Below are 15,596 nucleotides of genomic sequence, written 5' to 3'. Positions count from 1 at the left end.
CCTTCGTGGCCTGCCGTGGCATCGCTCCCGGCCAATTCGAAAGGATCCAGGACCGTGGACAAGACAGAACTCGCCAAGCTCGAAACCTATCTGCGCCGCACCTTCAACAACCACGCGATCAGCGTGCGCGCCCGGATGAAGAAGACCGACTCGGCCGAGGTCTATCTGGGTGAGGAGTTCATCGGCATCATCCATGTCGACGACGAGGACGGCGACCGCTCGTTCAATTTCACCATGGCGATCCTCGACGTCGATCTCGAGGACTGAGGCGCTCAGCCATAGCGATTGCGAGGAAGCCGGTGCGGCTTCCTCGATTACGTCAGCGGATCAGCCCGTCGAGCGTCCGCCTGACGCCGCCGAGCATCAGCGCCCAGTCGGCGATGATGGTGCGGGGGAAGCGGATGTTCACATCCATGCCGCGATGCTGGAAGGTAATGCGGCAGGGCTCCTCGAGGCCGGAGCCGGTATCGATCGGGCAGCGCGCGGCGAAGCCCTTGCCGTCCGGGACGGAAACGTAGAACTCATCGTTCTCGAAGGGTGAGCCCTTGCGGAAGCCGCGCACCACGAGGCCGCCGGGATTGGACCAGACGGTCGGCGTCAGGAAGCGGGCATAGGTCGCGAGCTGGCGGGCGGGCTCGTTGACCCGGTCGGGCGGGCTCAGCGTGATCAGCAGCCGTCTGCGATTGTTCGGTTGGGCCGGGCCCAGGCTCGGCCAATCCAGACGCAGCCGCACCATGCCGACGAGTCGGCTCGTCTCGCCATCATCCTCGATGCCGGTGAGGTCCTTCGGGATCATCAGGGCGACTTCGCCGACGCGGGCCGGCTGCGGCGCCGTGACCGGCTCGTCGCGGCGATGGGTGAGATAGACGGCCAGCGCCGTCGCCAGCGCACCGGCCGTCACGATCAGCAGCACCGCCTTCAGGAGCGCCCAATCTGCCCGCGGCAGAGGGGCGGCCTTCTGCTGCAGGCGCATGCGCACCATCGAGGTCAGATGGGCGGCCTGGTGGCCAGGCCGGTGATAGGGCAGCGATGCGGTCATTCCGGTGCCTTGCAATCAAGTCGCAACCACTGAATCACCGCCGGCTTAATGCCGCGTAAACCATAACCGCGCCGGTAGGGTTAACCATCGGTAAACTCTGTCCTTCACAGGCCGTGGACCATGCGGCAGGTTCAGGCGTCGCTCTGGTCGAGAGTTTGCGTCCGTGACCATCCAGCCTTCCGCCGTCGAGGCGCTGCAATCCCTGTTCCTCGGCTTCGCCTTTGCAGGGCTTCTGGCGAGCGCGTTCGAACTGTTCACGGAGCGGCGCGCCGATTTCAAACTGCTCCAGGCCGGCGGCCTCACCGCCGTCGCCAGCGTGCCGGTGGTCGTGTTCAGCGCACCATTCCTGATCCTGCGCAGCCTGGTGCAGGGCCGACAGAGCGACGGGCGGCCGTTCTCCTTCCTCATGCTCGCCGGCTTGACGGCCGGCATCTGGAGCCTGGTCTCGGGCCGGGTCGTGCTAGACCTTCTGCACCTGCTCGGCGCTTGACGGCAGGCGCCGCCCGCCTGCAATCCTGAGGGCTCGAACCGTCAGGACAAGCCGATGCCCCTCTATGCGCTCGATGGAACAAGGCCCGAAACCGCGAAGGCTGGAGAGTGGTGGCTTGCGCCCGATGCGCATGTCATCGGGCGGGTCAGGCTCGCGGCCGGAGTGGGAATCTGGTTCGGCGCGGTGCTGCGTGGCGACAACGAGTGGATCACCATCGGCGAGGGCAGCAATCTCCAGGAAGGCTGCGTGCTCCATACCGACATGGGTTATCCGCTGACGGTCGGCGCCAATTGCACGATCGGCCATCGCGCCATCCTGCATGGCTGCACGATCGGCGAGAACAGCCTGGTCGGCATGGGCGCGACCGTGCTCAACGGTGCGAAGATCGGCCGCAACAGCCTCGTCGGCGCCAATGCGCTGGTGACGGAAGGCAAGGAATTCCCCGACAATTCGCTGATCGTCGGCTCGCCGGCCCGCGCGATCCGGACGCTCGACGACAAGGCGGCGGCAGGGATCACCGCCTCGGCGAAAGCTTATGTCCAGCGCTGGCGGCAGTTCGCGGCCGGGCTCGAACGGCTGGACTGACATCCCGAAACGAAGCGGGCCGGCTTCCCGCTGGGGAAAGCCGGCCCTTGGCGAAACCCGATCCTTGGGGACGGGTGGGTGGGGACGTGACCGAGCCTCGCCGTCGTTATGGCCGCATTCGTAACCGAGCTGCGGCGGTCTTCATCAACGCTGCACCGAAGCGACCGTCGGGGTCTGCGCGCCGCCGAGCGAGGTCCAGCCCGTGCGATACTGCGACTCGCGCTTGACGTAGACGTAGCCGGTCTGGCTCCAGGGCAGGATTGCATTGCGCTTGTTGTCGAGGATGAAGTCGCCGCGATCGGTGCGGATCATCAGCACGGCGTGGCCGGCATTCTCCTCGTCGATCACGACGGTGACGAGCATGGCGCGGCGCGGCAGGCCGGCCTCGGCCAGGCGCTTGCGCTTCAGCAGGACGTAGTCTTCGCAATCGCCCTTGCCGTCCGTCGGGATGTCCCAGCGATCGACGACGCCCCAATGGTCCTCGTCGGTGATCGCCTCGATCTCGCGATTGGTGTTGGTGTTAACGCCGACGATCGTCTTCCAGGTCTTGGCGTTCAGCTCGATCCGTTCGGCCTCACGGGTATCGACGCGGCATTCCGACGGCGTGCGCTTGCAGAAATCCGTCCAGGCATAGGGCGCGCGGGCGTCGCCGGAGGCTTCGGCCGGGAGGCTCGCGACGGGAATGCCGGCCGAACCCTGAGCCTGGGCCGTGCCTGCCCCGGTCATCATGATCATGGCGGCGAGAGCGGTACCAAGCAGATTGCGATGGAGTGAGAGCATGTCGTCCCCTTTCTGTCCCGGGGAGACGATGCGCGGCGGCGGATGGATTCGAGCTGAAATGGAAACGTACAAATTTATGTATTCGGGCTGCGCCGAGCCTAAGTAAAAATCAGGATCAACCTTGTTCAAAGCCGGAAGTAACGATTTGCATCGATCATAAAACCAATTGGTAACCATTAATTGTTGGTTATGCTGAAAGGCCTGATTAACCTACGCAGCCATTAACGCGCCGATGGCGCGCAAGCACGGAGCCGGGTCCGGTTTTCCTGCCTTTCCCAGCGCGGCTGCCGGCGGATGACAGCCGGGGATATGGAACGACGACCCGCGATCAGCGATTGTTCGGGATAGGCGCGTGTCGGAGAGGCCTGCCGCGATGAGCGAACTGACGATCTGGAGCTATGACTGGGTCCCTGAAGGCCCGCGCGGCTTCGTGCGCGACCTCAGGCTGCGATGGGCCTGCGAGGAGGCGGGGCTCGCCTACGGCGTCCGCACCATTCCCTTCGATGGGCGCGAGACCAATCATCTCGCGTGCCAGCCCTTCGGCCAGATTCCGTTCCTGGACGATGGCGCGGTGAAGCTGTTCGAGAGCGGGGCGGGGCTGCTGCATCTGGCGCGGAAGAGCGAGGCGCTGATGCCGATCGATCCGGTGGGTGAGGCTGAAACGCTGCAATGGACGCTGGCCGCGCTCAACTCGATCGAGATGGTGTCCGTGCCCTGGTGGTTCCTGACCGTCACCGGCGCGCGGGACAATCAGCTCACGGACTGGATGCGCCTGCGCCTCGGCCAGCTCGAACAGGTCCTGAGCGAACGGGAATGGCTCGCGGCCGGCCGCTTCACCGTCGCGGATCTGCTGATGGCGGATGTGCTGCGGGTCGAGAAGGTTCGCGCCTTCGGCGACCGGCCGGCGAGCGAGGCCTATGTCGTCCGCATCACGGGCCGGCCGGCCTTCAGGAAAGCCCAGGCCGACCAGATCGCGCTCTTCGAGGCGGCGGACGCCAGGCGGCGCTCCGCGAGCTGACGTTGTGAAGGGCGCCGAAAGCCCGCGAGGCGGGCTTCAGAGCTCCAGGTTCTCGTCGAGCAGGTCGGCCGAGAGCGGGAAGCGGAATTCGGCGGCATAGCCACCGTCGAAGCGACGCACGACACGGGCCGGCGTGGTGCCGAGCCGAACCGGGGTGTTGAGCGGCAAGTCGAGATCGCTGGAAAAGGCGGCGCCCGAGAGCGAGATGTCGATGACGCGCACGATATGCTCGGCGCCATCCTCCATGACCAGCGTCGAGCGCGGGTTGCGCGGCACGATGCGTTCGTGGCGGCGATCCTCGGGCAGGCCGAGCTCCTCACGATTGGCGAGCCAGGTCAACTGGGCCGTGAATTTCTCACGCTTGCGGCTGGTCGCGGTGATGGTCATCGCGAAGCCTTCGGCCGTGGTGCGGACGCAGTTGCCCTCGATGCGGCCGAGATGCTCGAGATAGACGATGACGCGCTCGCCGGGCCTTGCCTTAGCCGGCGCCGCCAAATGGACGCCGCCGGGCGAGATGTCGATCGTCTGGCATGGGTATTCCATGCGGTTCGGCAGCATGTAGCGGCCCAGCAGCACGACCTTCATACGGAAATGCCGCCTGCGCTCGGCAGGGAAGGCAGCCGCACGGGGCGTTTTGAGCGCGCTCAACATCAATAACCGACCTAGATTCCTCGATAATCCTAGGCGGGGTTCGGTTAACGTATCGTTCCGATCAGGCCCGCCCGCCCGGTAATACCACGAGACGGGGCGGTTCGGCACGGCGCGGTGCGACGGGGGGGCGCGCGGCTGCTGCGGGCCAAAGCATTCGAAGCGAGATCATTCGCATCGATTCGATGGTGTCGAGGCCGAGCCAGTCCGGCGACAGGGCAGGGGACAGCGAACCCAGCACGCGGGCATGGGTGCGGCCGCGATAGCGCAGCGGCAGCAGCAGTAATTCGAGATAAATCGGCGTGCCGGTCACCGACTTGCCGGACAGGCCGGCAACCGCGCCGGCACTCTCATCCATCACGGTCTGGACGAGGCGGCGCATGTCGCCCTGCGCCTCGACATCGGGCCAGAGCGCCGTGAAGGCGCGACCGCGCAGTTCCTGGCCGATCAGGGCGCAGAGCCGCGTGCCGGCCAGGCGGAAGACCGGGCCGATCGGCTCGTTCTCGAGCACGAAGGTATCGGCCAGGGCATGCCGCAGGGCGCCGGGCTCGATCTCGCCGCGCTCGGGCGCCGCGCGATCGCCACGCAGCGTGTCCCAATAGTCGAAAACCAGCTTTGTGCTCGCGTTCTTCATCCTGTGCCCATATTCGCCGTCTGTCTCTCCCTGGAGCGGGCCAGCGTCCAATGATGACGCGGAACCGTTCGAAAGGAGGACGAATCAATCTCTCGGAAGAGCGCTGACGCATTCGCCGTGCCGTCTTGCCACCCCGCACTGAGTCGGGGGAGGCGGCAGGGGCGTTAGGGTTAATCAAGTCTTACGATTGTGGATGATCGCTAAAATGCGCATGAATCGCCTTCGGAATTCGCGGGCGCCGACAGCGTACGCAGGACGAGGTGGAGGGGGGCGTGAGCCCGTCGCCCGGCACGACCGGGCGGCGCCACAGCCGGCGAAAAAGGGGACGGCGCGAGCCGCGCCCCTTTTTCGTGCCTCGCCAAGGGCTCGCGGCTTGCGCCCTGCTGGCGCTTCGGCAAGTGTGACGGCCGCATGGCTTCCCATCATCCTTCCCCGCCGGGACGAGAGCCCGTCTTCAACCTGCCTTCCGTCGTGGTCTGGCTGCTGGCCGTCCTGGTCCTGATCCAGGCCGGGCGAGCGCTGCTGTCGGATTATGACGACTACGTGCTCATGTCCTGGCTCGCCTTCGTGCCGGCGCGCCTGACGCTCTGGCTCTCGCCGGGGCGGATCGATGACGTCGTCGGCGCGATGGCACAGCTCACCGCGGGGCAGGATGTCGTCGAGCGGCTCCAGCTCGTCCGGTTGCTGCTCGCCGATGGCGGCGTTCGGCTCTGGACGGTCCTGACCTATGGCCTGCTGCACGGCTCCTGGCTGCACCTGATCTCGAACGCGGTCTGGCTCGCGGCTTTCGGGAGCCCGGTCGCACGGCGGCTCGGGCCGGGGCGTTTCCTCAACCTGATGGCGCTGGCGACGATCGGTGGCGCGCTGCTGCACTGGTGGTCGCGCGACCTCGACGTGTTGCCGCTGGTCGGCGCTTCCGCCGGCATCTCGGGCGCGACGGCGGCGGCGATCCGCTTCGTCTTCGCGCCGGGCCTGCGCTTCGGAGAACTCGGCAATGACGCGGTCGTCCAGGCGATTCCGGCCGAGCCGCTCGGGCAACTCTGGCGCAATTCGCGGGCGCTCTTGTTCATCGCGATCTGGTTCGTGACGAACATCCTGTTCGGGGCCGGACTGGTCCCGATTTTCGGCGAGGAGACCAGCATCGCCTGGGAAGCCCATATCGGCGGCTTCGTCGTCGGGCTCCTGCTGTTTCCGCTGTTCGACCGGGGGCAGCAGCGGCGCTGACCCGGCCGGCTGCCTTCCTTCGCAAGGCTCTTTAGAACCGTTTCGGAAACCTTGCCTGCGCCAAGGTCTTCGCCCACACTCGCCTCATTGCGAAGCACTTCCCGAGCCCGCCCGGCATCGTGAGACTTGCCGGCCCTCGCGAAGTTCCAGCGAAACCGCGCGCCGGCAACGGCGCGCCTGCGAGGAGGGACTGGCCATGAATGTCGAGCAGTTGCTGAGCGGCAAGGGGCACGATGTGATCTCGGTGCAGCCGCATCGGACGCTGTCCGAGGCGATCCGCACGCTGAGCGAGAAGCGCATCGGCGCCGTCGTCGTCATGGGAGCGGACGGGGCGCTGGTGGGCATCCTGTCCGAGCGCGACATCATCCGGGCACTCGGCGAGCTGGGAGCCGGCGCGCTGGAGAGCGCGGTCTCGCGCTCGATGACCTCGAAGGTCGTGACCTGCCGGCCGCAGACCAGCGTCGACGAACTGATGGAGATCATGACGACCGGCCGCTTCCGCCATGTTCCGGTGGTCGAGAACGGCCGCGTCACCGGCCTCGTCTCGATCGGCGATGTGGTGAAGCATCGGGTCGCCGCGATCGAGGCCGAGAGCCAGGCGATGCGCGATTACATCGCGATGGCCTGAGGATGCGTGAAACGGCCGGGGAGCGTCAGCTCTCCGGCGCGATATGATTGGCGGCGACCAAGGCGGCGATATCGTCCAGGGACCGGCGCGCCGCCTGACGGCCGAGTTCGATCGTCTCACCGGCACGATGGAAATCGAACAGGCCGATGCGGCCGAGCTTCGGGCCGATCATCACGTCGGGCGGATCGCCCGCCAGCCGCGAGCGCGAGATGCGATCCTGTGTGATGTTGAAGGCGTCGATCATCACGCCGGCCAGTCCGGGGCGGTTCTCCGTTGGGCGACCGACGATGTTGCGGACGCGCTTGGCGGCGCCGCTGATCCCGTCATACCAGCGCGGTTCCGGCTGGATGCGCAATTCCGGCACGAGCGGATCGGGATCCGAGCTCTGATCCTGGATCGTCGTGCCGCGGCCGGTGAGGTCGCTGTTGAGGTTGACGCAGATCACGACATCGGCGCCGAGCGCGCGCGCCGCCGTAACCGGAACTGGATTGACCAGCGCGCCGTCCATCAGCCAACGGCCGCCGAGTTTCACGGGATCGAAGATGCCGGGCAGGGCGTAGGAGGCGGTCAGCGCCTCGACGAGCGGACCATGGGTCAGCCAGATTTCATGCCCGAAGCCGAGTTCGGTCGCGACCGCGACGAAGCGGTGGTTCAGGTCCTCGATCCGGATGCCGTCGAGATGCTGTTCGAGCAGGCGCTTCAGGCGTCCGCCGGAAATCAGGCCGGCGCCGCCGATATGAAAATCCATCAGGCCGACGATGCGGCGCTTGGTCATGCTGGTGGCGAATTCGGAGAGTTCGGGCAGCTTGCCGGCGGCGAGGCAGCCACCGACCACGGCGCCGATCGAGGTTCCGGCGATGACATCGGGGGCGAAACCAGCCTCGATCAGCACTTCGAGCGCGCCGATATGGGCCCAGCCGCGTGCCGCGCCACCGCCGAGCGCGAGACCGATCTTCGGCCTGATCAAGGCGGGCTGTCCCTCAACAGGACGCATATCGTTCATTGCGGCACCACCTCCGCCGAGACCAAAGGCTCGCCGCGCGACACCATCCCACCGCATGGGCTCGTCCCTCCGTAGAATGAGAGGGTCTCAGAAGCCGATGAGCGAAAGATGAACGGCTCAGCCTTCGGCGATTATCGCCTGTATTTGACGGATTGGTGAAGGCGTGCCGGCTGCATCCCCGATGCGCGCCGGCCTCAGCGCGGTCAATCGCAGGAGATCAGCGGCTTGCCGGCTTCGTTCCGGAGCGGCTGGACCCGGTAGAAGCAGGAGCAGCGCCCGGTGTGGCAGCAGCCGCCGTCACCGGCGACCTTCACCTTGATCCAGAGCGCATCCTGGTCGCAGTCGACCCGCATCTCGACGATGGTCTGGACCTGACCGGAGGTCGCGCCCTTGTGCCAGAGCTCCTGGCGCGAGCGCGACCAGTACCAGGCCTCGCCGGTCTCGATCGAGCGCATGAGCGCCTCGGCATTCATATGGGCGACCATCAGGACCGCGCCGCTATCGGCTTCCGTCGCGACGACCGTGACGAGGCCGTTGGCATCGAAGCGGGGGCTGAGCACGGTGCCCTCCTCGAGGGCGTGCTTGTCGGGCGCGGTGGGGAAGAGGCTCATCTCGGCTCCGGGCATAGGTGGTCACGCGCCTTGTAGGGGAACGACAAGGCGCGGCCAACCGGAGCGATCAAAGCCCAGGAGACTTGACCATCGTGAAGAAGCGGATCTGCTCGGCCGGATCGTCGCGAAAGACGCCGCGATATTGCGTCGTCATCGTCGAGGAGCCCTGCTTCTGCACGCCGCGCATCGACATGCACATATGCTCGGCCTCGACGAGGATGGCGATGCCGCGCGGCTCCAGCACCTCCTCGATCACGTCGGCGATCTGGGCGGTCATGGTCTCCTGGGTCTGCAGGCGGCGGGCATAGACATCGACGATGCGGGCGAGCTTCGACAGGCCGACCACGCCCTTCGCGGGGTAATAGCCGATATGCGCCTTGCCGACGAAGGGCACCATGTGGTGCTCGCAATGCGAATAGAACGGGATGTCGCGGACGAGGACCATGTCGCGATAGCCCTCGACCTCCTCGAAGACGCGGTCGAGGATATGGTGCGGATCCTCAGCGTAGCCTTTGTAGAATTCCTTGTAGGCCTTGGCGACGCGCCGCGGCGTATCCGTCAGGCCCTCGCGCGACGGGTCGTCGCCCGCCCAGAGCAGGAGCGTGCGGACAGCGGCCTCGGCCTCTTCCTGCGTAGGTTTGCGAACCAGAAACTTGTCAGCGGAGGGGCCGACGGCCCCCTCGACGGACAAGGACTTAACCACAGGGATCATGTGGTGCCTCCCGTTGGGACGATGAAGGATTCGCGAGCTGCCCCTCAAAGGCTGCGGCTCGCGAGGCCGGTGCGACAAGTTTGATGCCTCGCGGCGGAAGAGGTTTCCATGCCCTCCCGTTTCGTGGCGATCAACCCTATATTGGGTCTGCGTGCCGGTCATTCCAGACCGGCCGGATCCGGGTCCGATCAGGTTGGTCAACCTCATCGGTGAATCCGTCTCCGCCTATACGTTAGAGAACGCGTCGTTGGATCAGATTGCGCTGCAATCCGAACGGCACGGGCTCCGGGAACAGGCCATGCTGGACGACGTCTACAACAAGCGCATCCTCTCGCTTGCCGCGAACATTCCCCTGCTGCAGCGCTTGCCATCGCCCGATGCGACGGCGCGCGCGCATTCGAAGCTATGCGGCTCGACCGTGACAGTCGATGTCACCATGAAGGGCGATGTCGTCAGCGGCTTCGGCCATGAGGTGAAGGCCTGTGCGCTCGGGCAGGCCTCATCCTCGATCATGGCGAGCCATGTCGTCGGTTCGACGGCCGATGAATTGCGGGAGGTGCGCGAGCAGGCCCGTGCCATCCTGAAGGAGAATGCCGCGCCGCCCGATGGCAAATGGGCCGATCTCGCGGTGCTCGTGCCGGTGCGCGACTTCAAGGCGCGCCACGCCTCGACGATGCTGACCTTCGATGCGGTGGTCGATGCGATCGACCAGATCGAGGCCAAGCGCCGCGAGGCTGCCGTCTAGCGGTGCCTCACTTCACGCCGAAGGCGACGCGGATTTCCGGCACGGTCTCGTCGAAGCGGGCCTTGAAGGCGCGGTCGGCGAGCAGGGCCTTGGCGACCGCGCGGCCGACCTTGTCGCCGGCGACGAGATCGCTCGGATAGTGGAAGCCGCAGATCAGGCGGCTCTCGCCATAGCTCTTCACCCGCGCTTCCAGCTTGTCGGACAGTTCGGGAGCCGCGGCCTTCAGCAGTTCGGCATAGAGCGCTGCCGTTGCCGCGTGACCCGACGGGAAGGAGGTGCCTTCCGGGCGTGCACCGGGGCAGGGCTTGACGCGGACCTTCGCCCAGAGCTGGAACGGGCGCTGGCGGCTGGTCAGGCGATGGACGCTCTTCAGGAGGATGCCGAGCTCGACCTGCGCCTCGCGGAAGAGTAGCCGGACCTCGCGATGAGTGTTGTCGACATAACCGGTGTCCATGCCGTTCAGGAAATTCACCAGCGCGAGGCGCTGGTCTGCAATGGCGGCCTTCTCGCGCTCTGGCGTGCGGTTCGCGCTGATCTGCTGGACCTGCTCGAACTCGGCCTTGCCCTCGGGGCTGTTCTGCGCCGGCGGCAGGCCGATGATATGAGCGATGTCGAGCTTGGCGCCGTCGAGCCAGAGCAGGTAAGGCCGCTGCTGGGCGGAGGCCGGCATGGCGAGACCGAGGCCAACAGCGAGGCCGGCACCGAGAATGGTCTTGCGAACGAGGGCTTGGCGAAAGCGAGCGGCGCGCATCATGTTTCCGGTGTCGAGCAAGGGAAGCGGTTCTGGTTGTGGCTGAACGAAACGAAGCAGACGATCTATTCCAGCGTCTCTTTGTTAAGCAAAGATTTTCGCTGCTGCGAAGCATCGCGCTTTTCCCGCGAAAAGCCGCACATTTCGCCATTCGCGGCTATCAACTGAGCCTTTCCATGCTGGTCGGCCGGCATTGCCGGCATTGGCCGAGCTGCTCCGCCTATACCGACGAGGCGATCCTGCGCTTCGGCTTGTGGCGCGGCGGCTGGGCCGGCTTCGCCCGAATCTGCCGCTGCAACCCGTGGGGCACGAGCGGCGTCGACATCGTCTGCGAGGCATTGCCGCCCGATGCGAGGTGGTATAGGCCATGGTCCTATGGCCGCTGGCGCGGGACGAACGTGCCGGCGGCTTTCGATTCCGACGCCGAACCGGCCACGGGCGGCGGAACGCAATCCCCACATCCGTAGCCGGCCTAGTCTTACGGGGCTTGTATCCCCGAGTGAGCAGGATAGCGATCCATGACGATCTCCCTGACATTTCCCGATGGCGCCAAGCGCGAATTCCCCTCCGGCATTACCGGAGTCGAGATCGCCAAGGGCATCTCTCCCTCCCTGTTGAAGCGCACCGTCGCGATGGCGCTCGACGGCACCGTCGTCGACCTCGCCGACCCGATCACCACTGACGCCAGGATCGAGCTTTTGAACCGGGAAGACCCGCGTTCGCTCGAACTGATCCGGCACGACACCGCCCACGTCCTCGCCGAGGCCGTGCAGGAGCTCTTTCCGGGCACGCAGGTGACGATCGGCCCGGTGATCGAGAACGGGTTCTTCTACGATTTCGCCCGCAACGAGCCCTTCACGCCCGAAGACTTCCCGGCGATCGAGAAGAAGATGCGCGAGATCATCGCGCGCGACAAACCCTTCACCAAGGAGGTCTGGAGCCGCGACAAGGCCAAGGATTTCTTTGCCGCGAAGGGCGAGGCCTACAAGGTCGAGCTGGTCGATGCGATCCCCGTCGACCAGACGCTGAAGATGTATGCGCAGGGCGACTGGATCGATCTTTGCCGCGGCCCGCACATGACTTCGGTCGGCAAGGTCGGCAATGCCTTCAAGCTGATGAAGACGGCCGGCGCCTATTGGCGCGGCGACTCGAACAACGCGATGCTGACCCGGATCTACGGCACGGCCTTCGCCAAGCAGGACGAGCTCGACGCCTATCTCAAGCAGCTCGAGGAGGCGGAGAAGCGCGACCACCGCAAGCTCGGCCGGGAGATGGACCTGTTCCATTTCCAGGAGGAGGGGCCGGGCGTCGTGTTCTGGCACTCCAAAGGCTGGCGCCTGTTCCAGGAGATCATCGCCTATATGCGCCGGCGCCTCGCCGCCGACTACGAGGAGGTGAATGCGCCGCAGATCCTCGACAAGTCACTCTGGGAGACCTCCGGCCACTGGGGCTGGTACCAGGACAACATGTTCGCAGTGAAGTCGGCCTCGGCCTTCGAGAACCCGGCCGATGCCGAGCGCGACCATCGCGTCTTCGCGCTCAAGCCGATGAACTGCCCAGGTCATGTCCAGATCTTCAAGCACGGTCTGAAGAGCTATCGCGATCTGCCGATCCGGCTTGCCGAATTCGGCAATGTCCACCGCTACGAGCCCTCGGGTGCGCTACATGGGCTGATGCGCGTGCGCGGCTTCACGCAGGACGACGCGCATATCTTCTGCACGGAAGAGCAGCTCGCGGCCGAGTGCCTGAAGATCAACGACCTGATCCTCTCGGTCTACGAGGATTTCGGCTTCACCGAGGAGCTCGTCATCAAGCTCTCGACACGGCCCGAGAAGCGCGTCGGCTCCGACGCGGTCTGGGACCATGCCGAGGAGGTGATGACCGGCGTTCTGGAGCGGATCGCCAAGCAGTCTGGCAACCGGATCAAGACCGAGATCAATCCGGGCGAGGGCGCCTTCTACGGGCCGAAATTCGAGTATGTGCTGCGCGACGCCATCGGCCGCGACTGGCAATGCGGCACGACGCAGGTCGACTTCAACCTGCCGGAGCGGTTCGGTGCCTTCTATATCGGCGCCGATGGCGAGAAGAAGCAGCCGGTCATGGTCCACCGCGCCATCTGCGGCTCGCTGGAGCGCTTCACCGGCATCCTGATCGAGCACCATGCAGGGCATTTCCCGCTCTGGCTGGCGCCCGAGCAGATCGTGGTCTGCCCGATCACCTCGGAAGCCGATGCCTATGCCGAGGATGTGACGATGGCCCTGATGGGCGCCGGCCTCAGGGCGCGCGCCGACCTGCGCAACGAGAAGATCTCGTACAAGGTGCGCGAGCACTCGTTGGCCAAGGTCCCGGTCATCCTCGCTGTCGGCAAGCGCGAAGCCGAGGAGAGGACCGTGACGGTCCGCCGCCTCGGCAGCCAGGCGCAGACGGTGATGACGCTCGACGAGGCGCTCGCGGCGCTCGGCCAGGAGGCGCTGGCGCCTGACCTCGCGCGCCGGAAGGCCGTGAAGGCGGCGTAACCAGCGGCACCACACAGTTGTCATTCCGGGGCGCGTCACAGGCGCGAACCCGGAACCCACGACTGGGTGAGCCGTCTGCAAAAGGGCGTTAGATGTGGCGCCCAGTCGTGGGTTCCGGGTTCTTCGCTGCGCGAAGCCCCGGAATGACAACGGAGTTTGCGCACCCCTAGCGAATCCAGCCCTCGCCATGGCAGATTGCCGGCAATGCTGACAGGCTCCTATCGCAAGCGGCTCGAAGCCGATCTTCCCCGCTGGGTCACTGAGGGCTGGCTCACGGCCGAGAATGCCGGCGCGATCCGGCGCTCGGTCGCGCGCGAGCAGGGCGGCATCCGCCTGCCGGCCGTGATCGGCCTGCTCGGCGGCCTCTTGATCGCGGCGAGCGTCGCGGCCTTCGTCGCGGCGGGCTGGGAAGATATCCCACGCCTCATCAAGCTCGGCATGATCCTGGCTGCCATCGCGATCTGCATTGCCTATGCCTTCCGGCTGGAGCGGCAGGGCTCGCCGCGTGGCGCCGATGCCGCCGTGACCTGCGGCGTGCTGATCTTCGGCGCGGGCTTGGCACTGGTCGGGCAGATGTATCATCTGCCGGCGGATTGGCCGGGCGGAGCCGTGCTGGTCGCGCTCGGCGGCCTGATCGCCGCCGTCCTGATGCGCTCGAACGGCGCGCTGGCGATCGCGCTGATCGCGATCTGCGCCTGGAGCGGCGGGCGCTGGGAGGAGGCGCGCGGCGGCGCCCATCTCGGCTTCTTCATCCTCTATCTACCGGCTCTGTGGCTTTCGCTGTCGCGCGACAACCGGCTGGTCCATCACCTCGTCGTGCTTGCAGCTGCCGCCTGGCTCGCCATGGCGCCGGGCTATGGGCTGTTCGACCAGTTCGACTACGGGCTCCTGGCCTATGGGCTGGCGCTTGCCGCGTTCTATGTGGCGCTGGGCGCAGTGGCGCTTGACCGGGGCTTGCCTTCGGTGCTGACCGCCTGCCTGCCCTGGGGGCTCCTCGGGCTGGTGCTGGTGCTGAACACGGAGCTGATCCGCATCCTCGACCGGGACGAGGCGCGGGCAGGTCACGCCTTCCGCTTCGTCTTCATGGCCTATGCCGTTGCTCTACCGGTCGTCGCCGCCTTGGCAGGGCTCGCTCGCGAGCGGCGTTTTGCGTGGCCGCTGGCGGCAGGGCTTGCCTTCGCCTTGCTGGTGCCGGTCGTGTTCTGGACCGGCATCGTCACCGCCATGGCCGGCAAGATCATCGTCGCGAGCCTCGTGCTGCTGACTGCTACGGCGCTGGTGGTGGCCGGGTCGGTCGGCGGTATCCGGCGATTGGTGCTCGCGGGTTCGGTGCTGTTCGGCGTCGCGATCCTGATCCTGCTCTGGCAGACGATCGGCACGCTGCTCGACCAGTCGCTGTTCTTCCTCGTCGCGGGCGCGGCCCTGCTGGCGATCGCCTCCGGCGCGCGGCGGCTCTTCGCCCGGCTCAACCCGCCTGAGAAGGAAGCCGCCTGATGCGCGCGCTTTCGGCCGATAGCCTCGTCGCCAAGGTGCCGCTGGTTTGGCGCGCGCTGGCGACCGCGCTGCTGCTTGGGCTCGTCCTGCTTACGCTGGTCGAGCAAAGGGCGCGCATCCTGCGCGGCGGCACCGAGATCCGGCTGCGGAGCGTGCCCGTCGATCCGCGCGATCTCTTCCGCGGGGATTATGTCATCCTCGCCTATCCGATCAGCACGGTCGAGACCGGTGCGACCAGCCAGCCGGGCTTCCAGCGCGGCGAGCAGGTCTATGTCAGTCTCGGCCGGGACGAGCAGGGTTTTGCCAAGGCGACCGGCGTTTCGCGTGAGTGGCGCAAGGCCGGTGACGGTGTCGTCGTGATCGCCGGGCGCGTCACCGCGACCTCGGCCTGCGCCACAAATGCGGACGGCGCCTTCGATTGCAGCGGCCAGCGCAACCGCCTGCGCATCGCCTATGGGCTCGAAAGCTATTTCGTGCCGCAAGGCGAGGGCAAGGCGATCGAGACCACCGACAAGGCCCGGATCGAGGTGGTGGCCGCCGTCTCTTCGTCGGGCGAGGCCGCGATCAAGCGCCTGCTGATCGACGGCAAGCCGGTCTACGCCGAACCGCCCTACTGAAATCAGCCCGCTGAACAGCCTGGTCCGAACGGCGCGGCATCACATTGCCGTGTCGGCGCTGCTTCGTCTCACCCCTGCCGCAAAGCCGCTGATGATCCGCC

19 protein-coding genes are annotated in these 15,596 nt (G+C 66.3%); 11 read left to right on the top strand and 8 right to left on the bottom strand.

The window, feature by feature from the left end:
• The first annotated feature begins 54 nt into the window (after positions 1–54).
• Positions 55–267 carry a DUF3126 family protein gene (locus NUV79_RS06055; protein ID WP_199092659.1) on the top strand — a complete coding sequence of 71 codons (213 nt, stop codon included), beginning with the start codon at positions 55–57 and terminating at the stop codon, positions 265–267.
• A gap of 52 nt (positions 268–319) precedes the next feature.
• Here the strand turns inward: NUV79_RS06055 and NUV79_RS06050 are convergent, their stop codons facing one another.
• Complete coding sequence (locus NUV79_RS06050) at positions 320–1,039, bottom strand: hypothetical protein (RefSeq protein ID WP_257732164.1); 720 nt, start codon at positions 1,037–1,039, stop codon at positions 320–322.
• A 163-nt stretch (positions 1,040–1,202) separates the two neighbouring features.
• Here NUV79_RS06050 and NUV79_RS06045 point away from each other — a divergent pair, with 163 nt between their 5' ends.
• On the top strand, positions 1,203–1,529 hold the full coding sequence (locus NUV79_RS06045) for a DUF6949 family protein (protein WP_257732163.1): 327 nt from the start codon (positions 1,203–1,205) through the stop codon (positions 1,527–1,529).
• A gap of 54 nt (positions 1,530–1,583) precedes the next feature.
• On the top strand, positions 1,584–2,114 hold the full coding sequence (locus NUV79_RS06040) for a gamma carbonic anhydrase family protein (protein WP_257732162.1): 531 nt from the start codon (positions 1,584–1,586) through the stop codon (positions 2,112–2,114).
• A 144-nt stretch (positions 2,115–2,258) separates the two neighbouring features.
• On the opposite strand, the gene NUV79_RS06035 is transcribed toward NUV79_RS06040, so the two are convergent.
• Positions 2,259–2,894 (bottom strand): transglutaminase-like cysteine peptidase, encoded by a 636-nt coding sequence (locus tag NUV79_RS06035; protein WP_257732161.1) that lies wholly within the window; start codon positions 2,892–2,894, stop codon positions 2,259–2,261.
• Between the two features lie 373 nt (positions 2,895–3,267).
• Between NUV79_RS06035 and NUV79_RS06030 the strand changes: the two genes are divergently transcribed.
• On the top strand, positions 3,268–3,912 hold the full coding sequence (locus NUV79_RS06030) for a glutathione S-transferase family protein (protein ID WP_257732160.1): 645 nt from the start codon (positions 3,268–3,270) through the stop codon (positions 3,910–3,912).
• A gap of 36 nt (positions 3,913–3,948) precedes the next feature.
• Here the strand turns inward: NUV79_RS06030 and NUV79_RS06025 are convergent, their stop codons facing one another.
• Positions 3,949–4,563 (bottom strand): PilZ domain-containing protein, encoded by a 615-nt coding sequence (locus tag NUV79_RS06025; RefSeq protein ID WP_257732159.1) that lies wholly within the window; start codon positions 4,561–4,563, stop codon positions 3,949–3,951.
• 61 nt (positions 4,564–4,624) lie between these two features.
• Positions 4,625–5,194 carry a PAS domain-containing protein gene (locus NUV79_RS06020; RefSeq protein WP_257732158.1) on the bottom strand — a complete coding sequence of 190 codons (570 nt, stop codon included), beginning with the start codon at positions 5,192–5,194 and terminating at the stop codon, positions 4,625–4,627.
• Positions 5,195–5,605: 411 nt separating this feature from the next.
• Between NUV79_RS06020 and NUV79_RS06015 the strand changes: the two genes are divergently transcribed.
• A complete protein-coding gene (locus tag NUV79_RS06015; protein WP_257732157.1) occupies positions 5,606–6,418 on the top strand; it encodes a rhomboid family intramembrane serine protease in 813 nt (270 codons plus the stop codon).
• Positions 6,419–6,614: 196 nt separating this feature from the next.
• The gene (locus tag NUV79_RS06010; protein ID WP_257732156.1) at positions 6,615–7,046 is read left to right on the top strand and encodes a CBS domain-containing protein; all 432 of its coding nucleotides are present in this window, start codon (positions 6,615–6,617) and stop codon (positions 7,044–7,046) included.
• Positions 7,047–7,071: 25 nt separating this feature from the next.
• Here the strand turns inward: NUV79_RS06010 and NUV79_RS06005 are convergent, their stop codons facing one another.
• The 3 genes from NUV79_RS06005 to folE all read right to left on the bottom strand — a co-directional run bounded on the left by NUV79_RS06005 (position 7,072) and on the right by folE (position 9,372).
• Positions 7,072–8,106, bottom strand: coding sequence for a patatin-like phospholipase family protein (locus NUV79_RS06005; RefSeq protein WP_374678889.1), 1,035 nt, complete (start codon positions 8,104–8,106; stop codon positions 7,072–7,074).
• 146 nt (positions 8,107–8,252) lie between these two features.
• A complete protein-coding gene (gene hisI, locus NUV79_RS06000) occupies positions 8,253–8,660 on the bottom strand; it encodes a phosphoribosyl-AMP cyclohydrolase (RefSeq protein WP_257732154.1) in 408 nt (135 codons plus the stop codon).
• A gap of 67 nt (positions 8,661–8,727) precedes the next feature.
• Positions 8,728–9,372 carry a GTP cyclohydrolase I FolE gene (folE, locus tag NUV79_RS05995; RefSeq protein ID WP_257732153.1) on the bottom strand — a complete coding sequence of 215 codons (645 nt, stop codon included), beginning with the start codon at positions 9,370–9,372 and terminating at the stop codon, positions 8,728–8,730.
• Positions 9,373–9,670: 298 nt separating this feature from the next.
• On the opposite strand from folE, the gene NUV79_RS05990 reads away from it, so the two are divergent.
• Positions 9,671–10,117 (top strand): iron-sulfur cluster assembly scaffold protein, encoded by a 447-nt coding sequence (locus NUV79_RS05990; protein WP_257732152.1) that lies wholly within the window; start codon positions 9,671–9,673, stop codon positions 10,115–10,117.
• A gap of 7 nt (positions 10,118–10,124) precedes the next feature.
• Here the strand turns inward: NUV79_RS05990 and NUV79_RS05985 are convergent, their stop codons facing one another.
• Positions 10,125–10,871, bottom strand: a complete 747-nt coding sequence (locus NUV79_RS05985; RefSeq protein ID WP_257732151.1) for a phosphatase PAP2 family protein — start codon at positions 10,869–10,871, stop codon at positions 10,125–10,127.
• Positions 10,872–10,981: 110 nt separating this feature from the next.
• Between NUV79_RS05985 and yidD the strand changes: the two genes are divergently transcribed.
• From yidD to NUV79_RS05965, 4 genes are all read left to right on the top strand, one after another.
• Positions 10,982–11,335: a membrane protein insertion efficiency factor YidD gene (gene yidD, locus NUV79_RS05980; RefSeq protein ID WP_257732345.1), complete on the top strand. Its 354-nt coding sequence runs from the start codon at positions 10,982–10,984 to the stop codon at positions 11,333–11,335.
• A 51-nt stretch (positions 11,336–11,386) separates the two neighbouring features.
• The gene (gene thrS / locus NUV79_RS05975) at positions 11,387–13,384 is read left to right on the top strand and encodes a threonine--tRNA ligase (protein ID WP_257732150.1); all 1,998 of its coding nucleotides are present in this window, start codon (positions 11,387–11,389) and stop codon (positions 13,382–13,384) included.
• 204 nt (positions 13,385–13,588) lie between these two features.
• Positions 13,589–14,878: a DUF2157 domain-containing protein gene (locus NUV79_RS05970; protein ID WP_257732149.1), complete on the top strand. Its 1,290-nt coding sequence runs from the start codon at positions 13,589–13,591 to the stop codon at positions 14,876–14,878.
• Positions 14,878–15,495 carry a GDYXXLXY domain-containing protein gene (locus NUV79_RS05965; RefSeq protein WP_257732148.1) on the top strand — a complete coding sequence of 206 codons (618 nt, stop codon included), beginning with the start codon at positions 14,878–14,880 and terminating at the stop codon, positions 15,493–15,495. The genes NUV79_RS05970 and NUV79_RS05965 overlap by 1 nt, the downstream gene beginning before the upstream one ends.
• Positions 15,496–15,596 lie beyond the last annotated feature (101 nt).

It is taken from the genome of Allobosea sp. 47.2.35 (assembly GCF_024655635.1).
Classification (GTDB): domain Bacteria; phylum Pseudomonadota; class Alphaproteobacteria; order Rhizobiales; family Beijerinckiaceae; genus Allobosea.
This window is presented reverse-complemented; position numbering and strand designations above follow the sequence as displayed.